At 44.4% G+C, this 18,363-nt stretch carries 24 protein-coding genes; 3 read left to right on the forward strand and 21 right to left on the reverse strand.

The genetic code is table 11. From position 1 onward, the window contains the following. The 15 genes from H569_RS20660 to H569_RS23700 all read right to left on the reverse strand — a co-directional run. Positions 1–322 (reverse strand): phage integrase N-terminal SAM-like domain-containing protein (locus H569_RS20660; protein WP_034631015.1); only part of this gene is annotated, 322 nt, incomplete at its 3' end. A gap of 29 nt (positions 323–351) precedes the next feature. Beyond that, complete coding sequence (locus H569_RS0115965; RefSeq protein ID WP_027365819.1) at positions 352–1,029, reverse strand: glycosyltransferase family 2 protein; 678 nt, start codon at positions 1,027–1,029, stop codon at positions 352–354. 13 nt (positions 1,030–1,042) lie between these two features. Next, positions 1,043–1,372, reverse strand: a complete 330-nt coding sequence (locus tag H569_RS0115970; protein ID WP_238492585.1) for an EamA family transporter — start codon at positions 1,370–1,372, stop codon at positions 1,043–1,045. Further along, positions 1,369–2,784: a hypothetical protein gene (locus tag H569_RS0115975; RefSeq protein ID WP_157833559.1), complete on the reverse strand. Its 1,416-nt coding sequence runs from the start codon at positions 2,782–2,784 to the stop codon at positions 1,369–1,371. Before H569_RS0115975 ends, H569_RS0115970 begins: the two co-directional genes overlap by 4 nt. Before the next feature lie 107 nt (positions 2,785–2,891). Next, positions 2,892–3,092 carry a hypothetical protein gene (locus H569_RS0115980; protein WP_027365822.1) on the reverse strand — a complete coding sequence of 67 codons (201 nt, stop codon included), beginning with the start codon at positions 3,090–3,092 and terminating at the stop codon, positions 2,892–2,894. 18 nt (positions 3,093–3,110) lie between these two features. Continuing rightward, positions 3,111–3,500 carry a TadE/TadG family type IV pilus assembly protein gene (locus tag H569_RS0115985; protein WP_407638094.1) on the reverse strand — a complete coding sequence of 130 codons (390 nt, stop codon included), beginning with the start codon at positions 3,498–3,500 and terminating at the stop codon, positions 3,111–3,113. A gap of 2 nt (positions 3,501–3,502) precedes the next feature. Beyond that, on the reverse strand, positions 3,503–4,033 hold the full coding sequence (locus H569_RS20665) for an A24 family peptidase (protein ID WP_051273710.1): 531 nt from the start codon (positions 4,031–4,033) through the stop codon (positions 3,503–3,505). 19 nt (positions 4,034–4,052) lie between these two features. After that, complete coding sequence (locus H569_RS0115995; RefSeq protein ID WP_027365824.1) at positions 4,053–4,259, reverse strand: hypothetical protein; 207 nt, start codon at positions 4,257–4,259, stop codon at positions 4,053–4,055. Between the two features lie 40 nt (positions 4,260–4,299). Next, a complete protein-coding gene (locus H569_RS22625; RefSeq protein ID WP_157833560.1) occupies positions 4,300–4,455 on the reverse strand; it encodes a hypothetical protein in 156 nt (51 codons plus the stop codon). An 11-nt stretch (positions 4,456–4,466) separates the two neighbouring features. Further along, positions 4,467–5,357: a type II secretion system F family protein gene (locus H569_RS0116005; RefSeq protein WP_027365825.1), complete on the reverse strand. Its 891-nt coding sequence runs from the start codon at positions 5,355–5,357 to the stop codon at positions 4,467–4,469. A 15-nt stretch (positions 5,358–5,372) separates the two neighbouring features. Continuing rightward, on the reverse strand, positions 5,373–6,281 hold the full coding sequence (locus H569_RS0116010; RefSeq protein WP_034631017.1) for a type II secretion system F family protein: 909 nt from the start codon (positions 6,279–6,281) through the stop codon (positions 5,373–5,375). Beyond that, complete coding sequence (locus H569_RS20670; RefSeq protein ID WP_051273711.1) at positions 6,266–7,627, reverse strand: CpaF family protein; 1,362 nt, start codon at positions 7,625–7,627, stop codon at positions 6,266–6,268. Before H569_RS20670 ends, H569_RS0116010 begins: the two co-directional genes overlap by 16 nt. Continuing rightward, a complete protein-coding gene (locus H569_RS0116020; protein WP_027365827.1) occupies positions 7,628–8,902 on the reverse strand; it encodes an AAA family ATPase in 1,275 nt (424 codons plus the stop codon). It abuts the gene before it with no gap. Positions 8,903–8,918: 16 nt separating this feature from the next. Next, positions 8,919–9,671, reverse strand: a complete 753-nt coding sequence (cpaB, locus tag H569_RS20675; RefSeq protein WP_157833561.1) for a Flp pilus assembly protein CpaB — start codon at positions 9,669–9,671, stop codon at positions 8,919–8,921. A gap of 96 nt (positions 9,672–9,767) precedes the next feature. Further along, positions 9,768–10,022, reverse strand: coding sequence for a hypothetical protein (locus H569_RS23700; protein ID WP_081411068.1), 255 nt, complete (start codon positions 10,020–10,022; stop codon positions 9,768–9,770). Between the two features lie 36 nt (positions 10,023–10,058). Here H569_RS23700 and H569_RS23705 point away from each other — a divergent pair, with 36 nt between their 5' ends. Both H569_RS23705 and H569_RS23710 read left to right on the forward strand, forming a co-directional pair. Next, positions 10,059–10,655: a site-2 protease family protein gene (locus tag H569_RS23705; RefSeq protein WP_407638095.1), complete on the forward strand. Its 597-nt coding sequence runs from the start codon at positions 10,059–10,061 to the stop codon at positions 10,653–10,655. Positions 10,656–11,252: 597 nt separating this feature from the next. After that, positions 11,253–11,870, forward strand: coding sequence for a site-2 protease family protein (locus tag H569_RS23710; protein ID WP_081411070.1), 618 nt, complete (start codon positions 11,253–11,255; stop codon positions 11,868–11,870). A gap of 416 nt (positions 11,871–12,286) precedes the next feature. Here the strand turns inward: H569_RS23710 and H569_RS23715 are convergent, their stop codons facing one another. After that, positions 12,287–12,469 carry a hypothetical protein gene (locus H569_RS23715; protein ID WP_081411071.1) on the reverse strand — a complete coding sequence of 61 codons (183 nt, stop codon included), beginning with the start codon at positions 12,467–12,469 and terminating at the stop codon, positions 12,287–12,289. A 114-nt stretch (positions 12,470–12,583) separates the two neighbouring features. Here H569_RS23715 and H569_RS23720 point away from each other — a divergent pair, with 114 nt between their 5' ends. Further along, positions 12,584–13,192, forward strand: a complete 609-nt coding sequence (locus H569_RS23720; RefSeq protein ID WP_407638096.1) for a site-2 protease family protein — start codon at positions 12,584–12,586, stop codon at positions 13,190–13,192. A 251-nt stretch (positions 13,193–13,443) separates the two neighbouring features. On the opposite strand, the gene H569_RS0116045 is transcribed toward H569_RS23720, so the two are convergent. The 5 genes from H569_RS0116045 to H569_RS0116070 form a co-directional block, all read right to left on the reverse strand. Then, positions 13,444–14,136: a hypothetical protein gene (locus tag H569_RS0116045; protein ID WP_027365831.1), complete on the reverse strand. Its 693-nt coding sequence runs from the start codon at positions 14,134–14,136 to the stop codon at positions 13,444–13,446. A gap of 22 nt (positions 14,137–14,158) precedes the next feature. Next, a complete protein-coding gene (locus H569_RS0116050) occupies positions 14,159–14,656 on the reverse strand; it encodes a TadE/TadG family type IV pilus assembly protein (protein ID WP_051273713.1) in 498 nt (165 codons plus the stop codon). A 41-nt stretch (positions 14,657–14,697) separates the two neighbouring features. Further along, on the reverse strand, positions 14,698–16,485 hold the full coding sequence (locus tag H569_RS21465) for a hypothetical protein (protein WP_027365833.1): 1,788 nt from the start codon (positions 16,483–16,485) through the stop codon (positions 14,698–14,700). After that, entirely contained in the window at positions 16,485–17,618 is a 1,134-nt protein-coding gene (locus tag H569_RS21470) for a stalk domain-containing protein (RefSeq protein ID WP_051273714.1), read from the reverse strand. Before H569_RS21470 ends, H569_RS21465 begins: the two co-directional genes overlap by 1 nt. Before the next feature lie 392 nt (positions 17,619–18,010). Then, a partial coding sequence (locus tag H569_RS0116070; protein ID WP_027365834.1) for a P-loop NTPase family protein occupies positions 18,011–18,363 on the reverse strand: 353 nt, incomplete at its 5' end.

The raw sequence follows: 18,363 nt of genomic DNA on the forward strand, positions 1-18,363 counted from the left end.
TAATGGTACTAATTTTTAATTCCGGATAACTGGAAAGCCAATTTCTTATATCCTCTGTGGCAATCTTGTTTACTGGTTTTTCTGTGTATGCCCCGAAACTTTGAATAGTTTTGCGGTAATTCCGTAAAGTTTTTTCACTAAGGCCTTCCATTCTCTTAGCCATGAGAAACATGTTCATTTTTTCCGATATGTCGGGGTGTGTTTGTCCAGTAGCTATTTTCTTAATTTCGTATTGGCTCAGTAACTCGTGCAGTTTTTCTTTAAAGTTTTCCTTACTACAATTACGTATCTCGTTTATTTGATTTACTAATATTTCAAGCATACCAACTCCCCCCATTTAAGTTTAAATAATCATTTTCCGGATGCCATTAAAGCCAAATATCTTGGAACCAACCGCAAATATTGCATCTTACTTTTTCCCGCCGCCCGGTTCACCAGGTTCAAAGGCACTTCAGTGATTTTAGCCCGGTGCAGTTGCTTTAATATCATCAGCTGTACCTCAAAACCGGTACCGATGTCGGTTAACTCTTTTAAAACCTCCTTTCGATAAGCTCTCATACCTGATGTGCAATCCCGCGCTTTAACCCCAGTAGACATTTTAATCAGCCAATTACCCAACTTGGAAACAAGGACTCTCCACCATGGCACGCCTTGCATACTACCTCCTTTAACGTACCTGGAAGCGATCACCACGTCAGCCCCCCGTGAAACTTCTATAATCATTACCGGTATTAAACTGGGCGGCTGGGATAGATCCGCGTCCAGCGTTACAATTATCTCCCCTTTTGCATGCTTAAAGCCGGTATTTAGCCCGGCCCCCAGGCCCCGGTTAACATTATGACTAATGACAACCAGGTTGTTGTATTCATCCTGCAGACGGGTTAAAATCTCTCCCGTTTTGTCCGTACTCCCATCATTAACAATAAGCACTTCAAAAGAAAAAACCCCTTGCAGGGTTTCCATCACTGTGCGGACAAATTTTTCAATTACCGGCTCTTCATTATAAGCCGGGGCAACAATACTTATCAAAAAAAACTCCCCCCTATTTAAAGTTAAGCAACCACACACCAACACCAACCATTAAAATACCGCCCCACTGGACAGTTGTTAATAATTCCCCTTTGATTAGCCACGCGGCAAGTGCGACAAGAACATAGGTTAATGAAGTTGCCGGAACCGCAACTGATACCGGCCTGGACGATAAAAACGGCAGCCATAATGCCATGCTCAAACCAAAGCAAGCTATACCCGCAATAACAACCGGATCAAAGAAAGCGATCAGACCGCTTCCAGCCCTGGTCACGCCTGCCTTGGCAAGCAAGTGTCCTGTTGCGCCAAGTATTACCGACCCCGCAAGATAAAAATAAATCAACGGCACACCTCCCATACAATTAAAGCCTTATTATTATAAAAAGGCTCTCCCAACATATTTTTCAGAGCTGTATAATCTGCCGATTTCTCAGGCAAAACCCGATCATAGATTACCCACCGGGCCTTGATAGTTTGTAAAAACTCCATTGCTTCAGCTTTGCTCATCCTTCCGCTAAAAAAAGCATCAACTTGGGTTACCTTACTTTCGTAATGTAAAGTTTCCAGTTGATGCCCAATGTAAGGTTTTAAATTTTCCGTATACGCTGGAATAACATTACCCGTATTTAAGTTACAAAGCACAACGGTACCGTAACGCGAAGAATTATCCAAACTTTTCAACTCATTAACATAACTTGCCGGAAGATATTTATTGCTTAATGAACTGCTTATAAAAATACCCGGGATATAGCTTAAACCGGGCCAGATAAACAGCAATACAATGACTGTGGAAACGTAATGTTTGGCAGTTTTATGGGCCTTTAGGCCATGCACCCGGTCAACTAAACCGCCTAACCACTCAGCTGAAAGCATACCCAGCGGCAGGCTTAGAAAGAAAGTTATCTCGTAGTTGTTTTTTATAGGTATAAGGTAGGCCATAATACTAGCCGTAAAAAGCCACACCGTCCAGATAGAAGGCTTTTGCAATTCGGAAATAGCTTTCAACCAACCTAAAACCCCTGACAGTCCATAGATACCTACAAGAAACACCAATGGATTAGGCGTTGTACTGGTAGCCGTTTGATTTCTCCACTCATTAAACCAGGGAATATGTAACATAGAGTTTATCAGCAACAAGGTTAGCGGCGTTGCAGCTATAAAGGCGGAAACGTTTATTAGTAAAGCTTTTTTAATATCGCTTCGATTTACAAGAACCGCATAAACAAAAACTACCGGCACCAGAGCCAACAGAAACGGGTGAATTGCCGAAAGCATGAACCCGCCGATTGCCGCCAGCAGGATTAAGTACTTCGGTTTCATATTCTCATTTAGATACGCGTAAAAAATTGCCAGCACAGCTATTAGATCCACAATATAATGCGGAAACGCTCTCAGTGACAGATAAATATGTCCCTGGAGAAAACCGTCCAAATGGGCCAGGTCGGTTTTAAAAATAGTGTCTACTAAATCTAAAATAATACCCCCTGATGCAAAAATAGCTAATAAAAAAGCAATCAGGGGGTATTTGGAATAGCGATCAGTCAACTGCCACAGCATAACCACTGCAAGCCCACCCAGCAGGGCAGTAGCCACATGATATATTACCGGAAGAGGTATCTTCAAATAAGCCGCCAGATGGCCCAACAGCAGGTAAAACCAGTACATTGGCACTGCTTCGGTTGGTTCCGTTGTGTACCTATCAGGGTAGTTCCATTGGCCTGCAGCTCCCCATTTCATTTTAGCGATAAATGTCATATAGTCAGGGCCTCCGGACACAAAACCGGTTGCTATTTTTTCATGAGGTGTAGCTAAAACTTGAACAACATACGGTGTTATTAATAATATAAAGGAAAAGATAAAAATTATTGTTTCACTTTTGGCAAATACTCTTCGGAGCATATTAAAGAATCAACTCCCAAATTTTCTCCTTTTGATCCTTTAATGATAGCAGCCACTTCATTGTAATCGTGTGGGTAATAATCAGGTCCTACCATGTTAGGAGAATTTCTAAGAGCATTTTTAATAAAATTAAATAAACTTATCTTCTGCTGTTTTTCACACATACATTTCCCTCATTTCCATTATGGCTTTTCCTTTTTAAATACCGAACTGCTTGTAATATGGAAATTATCATTCCATCTACTTCCACCAAATAGTAACGGCAGACCGGGCACCAGGGAAGGTTGATCGTAGCCAACCGTAACTGTTACATAGTTGGTGTTCGACGTTACGGTAACTCCGGTTACGTTTGCGGTCTTAAGGCTCCCGTCCTGGATAACTTCATCAACTTTTGTCTGCGCTGTACCCAAGTTAAGGGCCACATATCTCGCCGCTTCCCTGGCAGCGTCAGAGGTTATCATTTTAGCCCAGCCTAACAGCACCATTGATAGCACAGACAGCGCCATGAATATGATAAGCGGCAACAATATACTGATCTCAACCACTAAAGAACCTTTTTTATTTTTAAGCAAAATTAACACCCCGCATTGAGTAAAAGACTTGCCGTAATAACCCCTAATGTAATCGGTACAGCATAGGCTATTTTAGTACCTGTATCCTCCATTTCTGTCTGGGAGAAGTCGCCCTGGGCCAGTTTCAATGTTATATAAGCAAAATGATTTACCGTAAAGGAAATGGTTTCTTTAAATTTTTTCTCCCTGATTATAATAATTAGCGAAATAAGCGCACCATACAAAGACGCAAACAATGCCGCCCACATGGCTAAGTAAGGACCAGTTAGTACCCCGATAGCAGCCATGAGCTTTACGTCCCCAGCTCCTAAACCACCTACAATCAGATAAGGTATAAAAATCATAAAAAAGCCGGCCAGCATCCCTTTTAAGCCGTATCCCAGTCCCGGCAGCCCTGCATCTATGTAGCGCAATACCGGACCAGTTATAAGCACCGGAAATACCAGCCAGTTCTTAATTAAACGCCAGCGGAGGTCGGTATATACCGACCCCGCCAGCACTACAGACAAAATTATTTTATAGGTTAGTTCCATTTTGCCACCTGCACCGCTTTTACTTTGTTTTCGCGCCGGCACCGTAGGACCAGGAGCTTGCGTTATCAAGCGTGGACCCACCTGCGTCAACGGCACCTTTTATTTTGGTGCCGGCATAGGTAAGTATGCCAATGGCAACCACACTGCCCAAAGCAATAAGTATCCCTGTCTGAGAACCTTCACCACCGTTTTCACTGAGAAGAAAAGTTTTAATCTTTTCTAACATAAAAATACTCCTTTCATTATTTTTAAGTGAAGTAGTTTTATTAGCTTGATAAAGCTGTTATTACTTTATCAACAATAGCTTTAACATGAGGCGAAATGTATGTTAGAATGCCTATTGCTATTGCCGAACCTATGGCAATAGCTGCAGCCAGTTGCGCTCCTTCAGCGCCCTGTTCCCGTTTTAATATCCGCAGCATAATAGTCCCCCTTAAAAATTAAATATATCGTTCAACTTCATCATCGGCGGCCCCATGGCAATGACCATCAGTGACGGCAAAATAAAGAACAACAGTGGAAATACCATCTTGACCGGCGCTTTCTGTGCCTGCTCAGTAGCTTTAGTCCTAATCACATCACGCATACGAATACTTTGTGCTTCAAGTACACTGGCCAGTGATGTACCGGTTCTGCGTGATTGGACAATGCTGTCCACCAGCAGGGTGACATCCTTTGTATCCAGCCAATCGGACATTTCCTTTAGGGCCTCCATGATAGGCTTACCTCCTTTCGTTTTATTTATTGCATTTAAAAAAGCGCTTGCCAGTACCCCGGGGTAGTTTTTTGACACCAACTCCACCGCGTGGGTAATGTCCGCACCTTCGGCCACAGCAATTTTCAACAGGTCGACATAATTGCCACACTGCCTGGCCGCGGCGTTTTTTAAGGCTATTGACCTGTTGGCCACGTAAGTATGGGGTAGGATATAGCACATATATCCACCTGCCACACCGAATAACAGAACTTTGAAAAATTCGGGTATGAAAAGCAAAGAAAAAAGCCCCCCGCCTATTACACCAGCCGCCACACGAACGGCGAAGAACTCCTGGGGAGACATTTTGATACCGGATCTGCTTAGCATATTTTGTGTTAATACAAGATTTAAACTTTTAGGCAGCAAGGGTGCTGTGAAGTTATTGAACCAGTCCCATAACCTCTTCCTGACCTTAATATTATTCGGGTTACCGTATAACAGCTCTTTTACCCGCCGCTTGCGTCGGCGTTCGGTAGCGTAGAAGTGTCCTATAATAAACGCCAACGAGCAGAACAGAACGATAGCTATGCCTTGCGGCTGTGACAGTTTTTCCAATACGGCATTCAAATACTCCCACATCCCTTAATAAAGTTTTGGTGTACTGACCTTTCTAACCAGCCACCAGCCCAGTACAGCCCAGCCAATGGCCAAAACAAATATGAATATACCAAAAGCTGACTTAAAAAACGGGTCAAGGTAAGTTGGATTCAATATCCGCAAAACACATATCAAGCCCACAATAACCAGGGCGATTGCGTTGGAGGCCAACTTACCCTGGCTGGACAGCGCCCTGGCTTCATTAATAATACGCCTCCTTTCTACAATATTACCGGCAATATTCCTGAAAGCTTCTGCCAGGTTGCCGCCCAGTGCGCTATTTACACTTACGGCTACCGTAACCATCTTATATTCGACAGCCGGTATTCTTTCTTCAAACATCTCCAGGGCGTCTTTGGCTGTGTTGCCAAAGTCAATGGCTTTTACGATATCCTCAACCTCATTTCTGAGTGGCCCGTTAAGCCTGTCCAGGCTCAAACGCAAAGCCTGGGCCAGAGAAACACCCGACTTTAGGTGGCTGGCCAGAACCAACAGCCAGTCCTCCATTTCATCGGACAGTTTTTCTGCGCGGTATTTAATGCGACCTTGCAAGAAGTTATAGAAAATAAAAAGCCCGGCCGGAGTGATTAGTACAGCTATTAGATGGTTGCCGAACAGTAACAGGCCAATAACAAAACTGGCTATCATCACTCCCAGCACCATCAAGACAATCTCCTGGTTGCTGTTTTTAAAGCCGGCCTTACGGGCTATTAATAAGGTTTTGTCAAAAATGCTTAACCTTGGCTTGCCACTTTTAAGTTTTACCGGACTATCTTCTGTAACTTCAAAAATCTGACGAACAAACTCTTTACGAGCGTATCTTAAAGATGTCATTGCACCGAGTATCAGGATAATGGACGAAAACGACAGAGCTTGTATCATTGTAAGCGACACGGCAGCCCACCCCAAACCCAGTCCGGCAGTTTAACCCCGCGCTTGCGCAGTTTTTCCGCCAGTATTTCATATCCCTTATCATGCTCGTCCAGTACCAGGCAGTCTTTTTCACGGTCATAGGTCAGTACGTTTTTAGTTATGATGTCAACACCGTCTATGCCCGCCACCACAACAACTTCCGTAACCCTTCTTTTGCCTTCATCCCTAAACCGTTCCTGGTGGATAATCAGGTCAATGGCGCTGGCGATCTGCTGGCGTATAGCCCGTACCGGCAGGTCAATACCACCTTGCAGCACCATGGTTTCCAGCCGGGACAGAATATCACGCGAGCTGTTGGCGTGGCCCGTCGTAAGCGAACCGTCATGGCCGGTGTTCATGGCCTGGAGCATGTCCAGCGCTTCACCGCTGCGTACCTCACCCACGACAATTCTATCCGGACGCATGCGCAGGCAGTTTTTCACCAGGTCGCGAATTGTTACCTGGCCCTTTCCTTCTACGTTGGGCGGTCTTGATTCCAGCGGCAGTACATGTGGTTGCTGCAATTGCAGCTCGGCGCTGTCCTCCACCGTTATTATTCTTTCAGTTGCAGGTATAAAAGACGACAGCACGTTTAAAAGAGTTGTTTTACCGGATCCGGTACCGCCGCTGACCATGATATTCAGCCGCCGTTCTACTGCTTGCTGGAATAGATACGCTTCCCGGCAGGAGAAGGAATTAAACCTGAAAACCAGGTCAAAGGGCGTATACGGCTCCTTGCTGAATTTCCTAATCGTCAAAACCGGACCGATCAACGATAGCGGCGGTATGATAGCGTTCACCCGGGAGCCGTCCGGTAGCCTTGCGTCAACCATCGGTGTGGATTCATCAATCTTCCTGCCAATGCGGGATACAATGCGGTCAATAATGTTGAGCACCTGCTTATTATTATCGAATTTTATGTCTGTAAGCTCCAGGAGCCCGTTGCGTTCAACATATACCGCATCGGGGCCGTTGACCATTATTTCAGTTATATCCGGATCGTCAATTAAGTCCTGAATAGGTCCAAGGCCAATTACTTCGTCAATTATTTCATCAGCCACATCTAAAAGTTTCGGGCGCATGATCCGGGACAGTCTTTCACCTTCGGTCAGCACCGCATTTTTGATATAGTCTTTTACTTTCTGCTGCACTTCCGGAAGATGCAGGTTGCCCAACAAGCTTTTATCCATATCGTTATAGACCATGGTTTTTACCCTGGCCTTGATTTCGGAGACGTCACTGTTCCCCAGGTGTCCTACAGCTAATACAGTATTGCCCGACTCCTTACTGCGGTTGATTATTATTCTTAAATCTTTGAATTCATCCATTTAATTTACCGCCCTCCTGCGTAAAAATGGTAAAGCAAACTTTCTTTGTTCAACGTGTACCGGCTCGATAATATTAACCAACTGAGCAACTGATTGGTTAAACAACCTGGTGCGCCTGTCCAAAACAGGCAGGTTGCCTGCATTGATAATACGGCTAACAGCGTAATCTTCCGGGATAATCATTTTAATATCCCAGGGCAGGTGTTCTACGTAGTCGGATAACCTGAGCGGCGCTTTCTTGGGCATCCTGTTGATTAACAAAAAAAATCCCGATATATCCACTTGTGCGTTGCGCAGTGTTTGGCCGATATTGGCATCATCTTTCAAGGTTATCCGGTCGGGAGTGCCCAGCATAAACACGTGACTGGCATTTTCCATGGCCACAATAACCGAATCCCGGGGAATATGGGTGGTATCTACTACAACAACGTCAAAACGTCTTGTAAGCACTGATAAAATTCTTTTTGCCTCATCTATGCCTATGGCAAGCCCGTCCAGGGGATTACAAGGACCGGGCAGTATTTTAACTCCGGAAGGATGATCCACCAGATAGTCCTTCAAATCCTCTCCGTCTTTGGCCAGCCAGTCCAGTATGGAGCAGCTGTTCTGCTGGATATTGAATATCTTGGCTATATCACCGTTATACGGGTCGAAATCGACAATGCAAACGGATAATTTTTTAACCCGGTTGTTGGCAAGAGCTACTGCTGTAGATGCAGAGAGCAAGGATTTGCCGACGCCGCCCTTGAATGCGTAAAACACTACCAGTTTGCTGTTGTGGAACAGAGTGTCGCTTTTGCGGCTAATGCTTGAAACCTGATTTACCGGCGCCACCGGGGCTAATTCCTCAACGGCAGCAGGCCTTGCAGTACGAATTGCGGTGCGGTCAAGCCTGCCGCGCAGAGGCCTTTTTTTCAACTGCTGCGGCTCCTTACTGTTAATTGAAACAACTGCATTATCAAGCCGTTTAAGTATCTTTTCCATTTCTGCAGCTTCCGGGGCGATAATGCCTTTGCCACCGGCCTCCAAAAGCGCCTGTAACAGTTCCAGTTCTGTTGGGCCGGTAAGATACACTAGCACGCCCTGTTGGGCCAGCACCGCCACCAGGTTGTCCCACATAATGTCCTGAATGTTGCTTGATATGAAGGCTACTGTCACCGGACCGGTGCTAAAGCAATCCTTGCCCGAGGTTGCAGTTATTACATCGTATTCAGGCAGCGCTTGGGCCAGATTATTAAGCCTAGTCTCGTCGGGGTCGCATATTAATACTTTCAAGATTTAGTCCCTCCTTTCATTTTTGTTTATTTTCTTCTACGGGTAGCCGGGGCAGTTTTAAATAACGCCTGACAAAGTCATCAGCGGTTGTAACCGACGTATTAGCAGCGTTAGAATCTGCATCAGCTCCGCATAGCTGCAGGCTTATGGTGCCTTCGATCAGCGCGAATTGCAGGTCCTGCGCCTGTTGCGGCGTAAGAGCCAGTGTTATGCCCCCATCAAACTGGTCAAGTACCGGCACATCCCTGGCGATGATCTGGGCCATCGGCTGCTGCACGCCGCCAAGTGGTAGTTTCATGGCGCCGATTACGTCAACCTTATCGCCTATACCGATTTTACCGTTTAATGCACCCACTTTATCTATGGGGAATGATTTGGCCCGTAAAGTTTTATCATTCAGTTCATTTAAAACGGCAGTCAGTGAACCGGAAGCGCTGTTGCCTTCCGTGAAAACATCCGCACTGACCGGGTATCCCGCCGGGATCACTGTCCGGGCGTATTTACCGACAATCGGCTGGATGGCCGGAAACATAGTCGGCTGGACCGCCGCCCGGGGGAGTTGTTTTATCTCCAGGTCGTCGGCTTTGATTACGGTGTAGGGCATTATTTTATTCTTTGCCACCACCACCGGTACGGAGTTGGTAGCCATGTACAAGAAGTTGACTACACCGTAAGCAACGAACCCGGCCAGGATCAGCCCGATTAACAGCAGGTACGAGCCGGAGTTTTTCATCACAAAAGGTTTTTTTATTGATAGTGTTTTTGCCATAAAAATTAGCGGTATTGTTAACCGCTTGCCTCCCTTCATTTTCTAATGTTTTGGTATTAAGTTGTTACCACCTCCTTCTGCTTATTTTTAATTGCTTCACAAAAAATCAAAACCGTATTGTATCAACAATACGGAAATGTGATGATATAAATTAAATACGATACTTCCATGCAGCATCAGTATTGGAATAGCCTTAACAGCATCCATGATCCTAAGCATATCGGCTTTCTCTCTTAAGTAATCATAATCTTTATTTCTTTCACCCATTTCTATCTGCTTTTCCTTCCGATCCAATAAGGCAAGAGGCACCCAGAAAGAAGCTGTTGCAATTAATAAAAACCTTTCAGGCAAACTTAATAGATTTGCGAAGGAGTGTTGTTTACTTTGATGACGATTATTACAATTTTCGTCGCCTGGTATCTTGGCATTCTCTTTTTGCATCTGTCCCATGAGTTTGGACATGCCTTTTTTAGATATGTCTTTAAAGCACCGGCAAAAGCAATTGAGGTAGGCAAGGGGCCGCAAATATATTCGGGACAATTTGGCGGTCTTAAAGTTCAAGTCAGATTGTTTCCCTTGGGTGGGTTCTGCAGAGACCCTTTCAACCTCCATATTCCCCAAGTGCACAATGTCCTTCATGCCCTCATAATTTTTGCCGGGGGAATCATTATAAATGTGATCGAAGCTTTGATTCTGCTTATCATTGTTCTTTCCACCGACACCACCCCGTATAACATTTTGATTTTTCGATTTCTCCTCGCAGTTGCAGTTTTGATGATCCTGGATAATTCCATCCCATATAGTTCCAACAGCGACGGAAGGAAAATCTTGCTGGCAATCAAAGGACTCCTTACGGGAAACGTGACTCGGGAATGGTTGGATATGCAAGTTCGTAAACCTATTAAAGAAATGCATATGAATTTTTTGCGATTCTTGGGTTTCATTATTGGAATTGCAGCTTCTTATTACATTTTTGTCATTTAAACAATCAATATGATTCATGGCTATTTCAATTGATTTGTCGAAAAGGGATAATATGCCGCCACCGTAAAACCACGTTACCAAAGCCACTATAATATGGTCTAAATTTAAATATTTTGTTACTGGTATAACCCCAATTACCCCATAAATAACTATTAACCCACAACAAGATATCAGACAGCTACTAAATGAGGGAAAATAATAATGAGCAGGCTCCGGCTCACCAAGTATTCTTTTTGATGCAAACGTCCACCACAGATCATATATTTTTCTCATAACATCTCATCCTCCGAACAATGTTACAGATTAGTAACTCCCAGGCGTAAGGATGACTCCGGGGACTTCCCTGCGGGATAGTCAAAAATACTTACGCATTATGAAAAATACAAGTGGATATACGGCCAAAGAATGGAGAAAACCAATAAATAGCCAAAGAATTTTTTTTTGTAAAGCATATGGAGAGTTTTCGTCGTATTCTTTATATAGTGCATATTCAGCCGGAGATAGTATTCTTACCTCATTTCTCCTATTTCCTGTAAGATATATGGGCAGCCAAAAGGTTGCGGTTAAAGCTATGAGAATTTTGAAAGGTATTGAAAAATGAGTATCTTTAATAACCCCATTAACTTCTTGGTAATTTTGGCGATTGCTATTCCGGTTGTAGCATACATTTTTTTGTTTACACATGAGACAGGTCATTACCTTGCCGGCATTCTGCTTGGCTATAAGGCTAACGAAGTCGTAATCGGTACTTGCCGGCATATTGCTGATTGTGAAATTAACGGTACCATTTTTAGATTTAATTTGTTTCCGGGCGGTGGAAGGTGTGGAAAGGCAAACACTATTATGCCCGAATTCGGGTCCGTTTGGAAAGCTCTTATCTTTTATTCTGCTGGTACCCTTATTAACATTATCATCTCTTGCATCGTTTTCTGGATCTTGGTTTGTTGTAACCTTTCGTGGGCATATATCGCCTGCTACTATATGTTGACTTACTCCATTGGTGGTATCATTCCAAAAGCTCAATACTGCGATGGCAAGGCTGTTCTCCTCATCGCAATAAGTTGCATCTCTAAGAAATGCAACTTTAATTTTGTTAAAGAACGCTATGATAGAGAACTGCCCCCAATTTTTCTTAATCTGTTTAAATTGACTGGTTTGCTTTTTTACATCATCATGTTTACCCTTATTCCCGCTTATTTTTGGCTTACTAATTAGTAATGGCTTGAATAAAGAATCGCCATTTAGCCAACCAATTGTATTTAATTTTAGCGTTCCATACTCATCTATTTTTCTACAGGTTAAGAACATTAGCTTAGTATATTTATAGTCGGAAATATATTGACCATATGGGATAAGCCTTATATTTTTCTTTGTTATTTTAAGCATTAACGTAATAATGCCAAAGTACATTAACATTATACAAAAAGAGATACTAAAAAACGCAATAATGAAATGAATTTGGTTATCTGTGTCATTATTACCAGAAATCATTGGCAAACCAAATAGTCCTGCAAATGGGGATATTATTAATACACCAATTACTGTAAATATAAAGAACATGTCCGCGTCCGACAATGGATTGCCAAAAGGATTTTCAATATGGTTTTGAATTGCAAACCTAAGCCATCTTTTTACCATTTAATCACTCCAAAAAACCGCGTTGTCGTTTTGAACAACGCGGAAATCTGTTTATATGCGGAAAAGATAATGCTCACATGCAGCATGAGTATGGGGATGGCTTTAACAGCATCTGTTAACCTGAGCATATCGGCCTTCTCTCTAAGTGCATCATAGTCCATGTCTTCTTGACGCAACTGCTCCCTCCGGTCCAGCAAGGCGAGAGGCACCCAAAAAGATGCTGTTGCGATTAATAAGAACCTTTCACACAAACTTAATTGTTCTACGAAGGAGTGTTGTTCATTTTGATGATGGTTATTATCGCCATCGCCTGGTATCTTGGCATTCTCTTTTTGCATCTGTCCCATGAGTTTGGACATGCCTTTTTTAGGTATGTTTTTAAAGCACCGGCAAAAGAAATCGAGGTAGGCAAGGGGCCGCAAATATACTCGGGACAATTTGGCGGTCTTAAAGTTCAAGTCAGATTGTTTCCCTTTGGCGGGATTTGTAAAGACCCTTTCAACCGCAATGTCCCCCAAGTAAACAGTATTCTTCCCGCTCTCGTTATTTTTGCTGGTGGAAACATTGTAAATACCGTCGAAGCATTGATTTTGTTTTTCATAATCCACTTTACTGAAATTACTCTTTATAATATTTTCATCTTTCGTTTTCTCTTTGCAGTATCTGTTGTAATGCTTGTCGGCAACTCCATCCCGTATAGTTCCAACAATGATGGTAGAAAAATTTTGTTGGCTATCAAAGGGCTTCTTACTGGAAACGTGACTCGTGAATGGCTGGATTCTAAAGTTTCCAAATCTATGAATCCTAAACTCAATTGTGTTTTGTTTGTCTTGAGTATTGTTATTGGGGGTGTTGCCTTTTGCCTTCTTTTTGTCATTAATGTATTCCATATACTTTAAAAGTATCTCAGTTGTCATGCCAAAAAGATATACTATACTAGCCCCATAAATTATCGTTGCTGTCATCAATATTATGTGACCTGAATTTAAATGTTTTGTTACTGGTATAACCCCAATAGCTGTATAAAAAACCATTAATCCGCAACAAGATATCATACAGACACTATATGCAGGAAAAAAGTAATGAGCAGGCTCCGGCTCACCAAGTATTCTTTTCACCGCAAACGCCCACCATAGATCATATATTTTTCTCAAATTCTCATCCCTCCCGAATGGATGTTGCAAATCAGCAGGTCCCACGCTTCGGGCCTGTGGACCGCGCGGGTTGACTTCACCTCTCCGAACATTTGCAGTTGAATCTTTCTGAACCGGCCCGGTAAATACAAATACACTATCAGGTTAGGCAACGCAACTTGTTTTATCCTCGTGGCCCGGCCATCGAAGGCTGTTTCAAGTTTGTCCACCACCCTGCGGTTGAAGGAATTGAAAGTTACTGTTACGTTTTTGCCGAATCGTCCTGACTTCAGGTAATTGACTATTTTACTGATATCATTATCGAACGCACGATTGTATTCATCCCAGTCGTGATATTTTTGTTTAGTGTTGACGTGGATTTCAATTACCCTGTCCAGCACCGGGACGTTGATGCATCTCTTGGCCAGCATCCATTTGAACCAAAATACCGATCCTGGATAAAGTACCAGTGATTTTAAGCCAAGTTTCTTTGATTCGTAGCGCCAGATTAGCATCGAAACAGCCAGAAATATAAAATATATCCCTATGACAATAAGCAGCACATCAAGAATGTAAAACAGTTGGAATTGCAATGCTATGAGACTTGCAGCCAAAACACTGGCGACGCATTGCAATTTGTACCTATACAACCAGCCGTTTAAAACCAACCCGGCGTAATTATTGATAAAAATCAGATAAACTTCTCTCAATTTATTGACCCCGCTTTCTAAATTAATCTTTATCAGCCACCGCCTCCGCCTCCCGGTTGATTTGTATTGTCTTACCCGCTCCGGTCAGTTGCCCATATAGCAGAGAATCAATGTTAGCCGTTACCTTGATGAAATAGCCATCAAGCGTACCGTCAACATTTTTGTCAATAGCGTGATGTTCAACAATTTGTATGTTATTGATACCCTGGCCTGTAAAATTATGTGCAGCTATGTTTTCGTTTAATAATTGTACGGCGTAGATATCTGCCATATTAGCGTCCAGGGCCAATTTATCGTTGCCGGTAGATAAACCGGTAACGGGGTCTATGGTGAGCTTACCTTCTACCGCGCTGGCACCGGCCAGGGCTGAAGAATCGACCACAGACTGCAGTTCATGCTTTAGCACAAAAATACGGAAACCATCCAGCACCAAAGCCATTACAATTAAAATTAGTGGCAACAGTACGGCAAATGTGGTTGACAGCGCGCCTTTTTGGTTTTTTATTAGTTTGACAAGCAATGAATCACCCCCATAAAAAAAGACCGGGCTATAACCGGTCCTTATAAAGTAAGCTTTAAACTCGGTCGATTCACTGGTGCCGGGGTTATGGTTACCACTTTACGCGCGGTACCGGCCCTACTGTCCGTTGCTTCAATAACCAGATTAGATTTGGACTGACCACGCATTCCTACAATCGGAAATTCATAGTTATATGTTCTTGTAAACGAGCCTGACGATTCGGAATAATTCTCCGACCAACTCTTTAGAACGGGTATTGTTTTTTGAGGGTTACCGAATTCATTAGTTGGCGTCCATTCTATTGTTAAAACACCCTCGCCGTGGGTTTTAACGTTCATTTTATAGGTTTTGCTGCGGTACCTGGTAACTTTATAGGTGCTTCCGTTAGCCCTATGTTTGGTAACAGTGTATTTTTCATAAGGTAAGTAACCGCTAATCTGCACTCTAAAGGGATATGGCTTTAGTGCTTCCCATGTATCCGGCCCGATTATTTTTATATCACTCGTTACCTTTTCCTGCACCGGGATTACATTAACCCCACAGGTTGCCTTGTTGTCGTCATAAGTTGATTCGTTTGCCGGCTTATCCCTGTCCGGATTTACTTCCACAGTCACAGCATGGAGGCCCACTCCGGCATCAACTGTTACGGAGTTGTTTTCCTGGCTTATAACGTCATAGTTTTTAATATCCCTAATTACCTTTCCGTCCAGCATCCAAACAAGGCGGGTTACAACCATGCTGCCGCTGTCGTTGTGAATTGTGGCGGTCACATTAATGGAATTGCCCTCCCTGGTCTCCAACTCCGTGCCGCCAACCAGTTCAACCCAGAGGTTTTGGTTCAGCTTGATTTGGGCTTCATCCCGGTTATTGGACCAGTCGGCGTCATTTGAGGCATCTGCCGGCCAAACCTTGGCCTGCACCACGCTGTTTCTGTTTTGTACGGTTACGGTTATTTTGTATTGTTTTGTTTCGCCTGGTTGAAACTCTATAACTCCATTGCTGTCAAGGGCGTCTTTAGGGTCAAGCGGCTCCAGTTCAACCGGGTATTCCGCCCCTACGACATGGAAAGCGCCCAGCTTGGCTTTTTCCGGCTGCGGGTGGTTCTCGTTCAGCTTGTATGTGGCAGTAAGCGTTACTATATCGCCGGGGTTCATGTTTTTAAATTCATGCCGGCCTAAAGTAACGGAGAAATCAGGGAGTGGCTGCTCCTGATCTTTGGGTATCCCGTACCAGGTGATGATGGCCGGTAAGTACCAGCGCCAGCCTTCGACCATGCTGCCGATGTTGGCAGGCTCGTAGCCAATGTACTGGCGGTTTTTAAGGTCTTTAATATCAAGTGCATTGTATATAGGGTTAGAAGGCAAATCAAGCCCCCATTGTACTGACGCTGTGCCGGCGGGCAGGTTTTGGTCGGCAATTTGGGCCGTCAGGTTTTGGGGAAGGTACTTTAGGTAATTTTTTTTGAATTTCTCCCAATCCATTTGGGCAGGCTTGCCGTCCGGGCCGTACTGTCGGCCACCAGCGGTAGTGTATTCATCAGCACCGAACGGGTAAGTAACCTCCACCCGTGTTATTTGCCACTCGTTCAGCTTATCTGCCGCCGAATAGTTAAACGGCTTGGTTAATTTACCCGTTTGGCCGGGCGCGTCTGGTGTGCCGTCGTTGTTGGTGTCCAGCCAGCTGTCGCCTTTCCATATGTCGAAATAGCCGACGATTACTTCTTGCTTGATCATTTGTTCCTGTTCGCCGGGCAATGCGAAAGCCGCCCCAGCCGGGACGGCCATGATGATTACCGCTGCTATCAGCCAGTTAATTAACTTTTTCAACATTATTTGTTACCCCCTTGATAGATAGGGTTTTTGACGTTCAATAGTTCCCCGCCGAATTCAAACAGGATGTGGGTTACTTTGGTCAAGTCAGCAGGCGTGAACGGGGGATTTGAGCCAGGCTTATATTCTCCACCGGGTATTTCATTGGGGCTATAAGTTAACTTACCTGTTTCTTTCCCCATGTACCCGCCGCCGCCACGGTAGCGCACCACGTTGCCTTCTTCCACCAGGTAAAATGACGGCAACACCCTATCGTCAGACGTTGCTGTTATTGTTACGCCGTCTTTAGCAACCTTAACATCATGGATAATAATCCCCATGCCTTCGCCCAGTTTTATCCCGTTGGGTTTTAAACCGTCAACGGTTATCTCCTGGATTACAGGGTGCAGATCAGTAGACAAATCCCACATTTCCTGCAGCCAATTCTGAATACTCGGCTCAAACTTCCACCCGGCAAAACTGAACGGCTTGCCATCCAGCGGCTTGGCTTTACTGAACAGCTCTTGCATACTGCCGGTAGGTATTACCGGCGGCGCAGGCGGGTTAACCGGAATGGTATCAACCGGCGGCTGCAGCTTTCCGATGTAGCCGATTACACTGCTCACGTCCGGCTTCTCCGCGCCTTTGGGCCAGCACAGCACCACCTGGTTCTTCGCGTCCCAGTCCACCTGGTAGCCTAAAGCCTCGGCTACCCACCGGGCCGGGAGGTAAGTACGGCCTGCTTTCAGCAGGGGGGCCGTGTCCATCGTCTTGGCCTGGCCGTTGCTCCTAATCTCCTTGTTACCTACGGTCAACTCCACCACCGGGAAGCCGGGCTGCTTGAACGTCACCCTGGGGCTGGCCCAGGCGATGTGGTCGTTGTCCACGCCCAAGGCGTTGCCCAGGTAGCGCACAGGTACGAAGGTCCTGCCGGAGTCGATGAACGGCTTGGCGTCCATTTTGACGCCGGGGGTCTGGCCGTTGACGAAGTATTGGTCATGACCGACCACAAACACCACGCTTTTTACCAGGTTCTTTTGATCGTCGTATACGTTAAAATGCTCGTCCGCGCTGGCGTGGGTTATAAACGGCAGGTTGATGGTTAGCATGGCCAGGAATAATATAAGCGAAAAAAACATTAATAATCGTTTCATAAGCTTATTTGCCTCCTTCAAATGGATTTGCAATTCTTGACAATACTTAATTCGGGATATATTATTTACTTAAAAGTTATCACTCCTTTTTTAAATGGGAATACTGAAAATGAGGAACGGTGTGTGGTGCCTCACTTACCAAGGGGCTTCAAGGTTCCCCGGGTTGCTCGTTACAACCCGGGGAACGCTATTTAACCGCCAAGTTTACAATGGACACCACAAGGGTTAGTCCGAGGAGTAGGGCGATGATTAGCTGCAAGACGTCTGATATTTTCACCTTCCCCACCTCCCTTCGGAAAAAATTCCCCCGGCAGGTGAGGCCCGCCCTCAGTCCGGTATTCCCAATATTATTTTACCACAATTTACCCTTTTTTCTCCAACCAATTGCTTAATTAAGACTGCACGCTAACGTCCGCCTGGGCCAGCTCGTTAACCACCAATTCCTCAAATGCCTGCTTTATTTCCTGGTCGAACAAAACAGCCGGTATACCAACCTTAATGCTTTCAAAAACGGAACGCGGTTTACATGGTATAGTACAGGATACCTTCATACCAGTTGCTTTTTCAGCATCGTCAGCTGGGAGCTTATCGCTTTCGATTATTTGGTTAGCCACAATAACGCATTTATCGAAATCAAAGTCATCCGGGAGATTATCAATTTCTCTCTGAATGCGTAATAAATGACTGAAATCCGGGTCATTTACAATCACTAGCATACCAGCTACGTTGATTAATGTTTTTATTG

Origin of the sequence: Desulfotruncus alcoholivorax DSM 16058, from assembly GCF_000430885.1 — a bacterium.
Taxonomy (GTDB): Bacteria; Bacillota; Desulfotomaculia; order Desulfotomaculales; family Desulfallaceae; genus Desulfotruncus; species Desulfotruncus alcoholivorax.

Bases quoted from the DNA above. Each gene is read 5' to 3' on its own strand.
- H569_RS0115975 (WP_157833559.1), bottom strand. From the start codon at position 2,784: ATGACATTTATCGCTAAAATGAAATGGGGAGCTGCAGGCCAATGGAAC.
- H569_RS0115980 (WP_027365822.1), bottom strand. From the start codon at position 3,092: ATGTGTGAAAAACAGCAGAAGATAAGTTTATTTAATTTTATTAAAAAT.
- H569_RS20665 (WP_051273710.1), bottom strand. From the start codon at position 4,033: ATGGAACTAACCTATAAAATAATTTTGTCTGTAGTGCTGGCGGGGTCG.
- H569_RS0115995 (WP_027365824.1), bottom strand. From the start codon at position 4,259: ATGTTAGAAAAGATTAAAACTTTTCTTCTCAGTGAAAACGGTGGTGAA.
- H569_RS22625 (WP_157833560.1), bottom strand. From the start codon at position 4,455: ATGCTGCGGATATTAAAACGGGAACAGGGCGCTGAAGGAGCGCAACTG.
- H569_RS20670 (WP_051273711.1), bottom strand. From the start codon at position 7,627: ATGGATGAATTCAAAGATTTAAGAATAATAATCAACCGCAGTAAGGAG.
- cpaB (WP_157833561.1), bottom strand. From the start codon at position 9,671: ATGGCAAAAACACTATCAATAAAAAAACCTTTTGTGATGAAAAACTCC.
- H569_RS23705 (WP_407638095.1), top strand. From the start codon at position 10,059: ATGACGATTATTACAATTTTCGTCGCCTGGTATCTTGGCATTCTCTTT.
- H569_RS23710 (WP_081411070.1), top strand. From the start codon at position 11,253: ATGAGTATCTTTAATAACCCCATTAACTTCTTGGTAATTTTGGCGATT.
- H569_RS23720 (WP_407638096.1), top strand. From the start codon at position 12,584: ATGGTTATTATCGCCATCGCCTGGTATCTTGGCATTCTCTTTTTGCAT.
- H569_RS21465 (WP_027365833.1), bottom strand. From the start codon at position 16,485: ATGTTGAAAAAGTTAATTAACTGGCTGATAGCAGCGGTAATCATCATG.
- H569_RS21470 (WP_051273714.1), bottom strand. From the start codon at position 17,618: ATGAAACGATTATTAATGTTTTTTTCGCTTATATTATTCCTGGCCATG.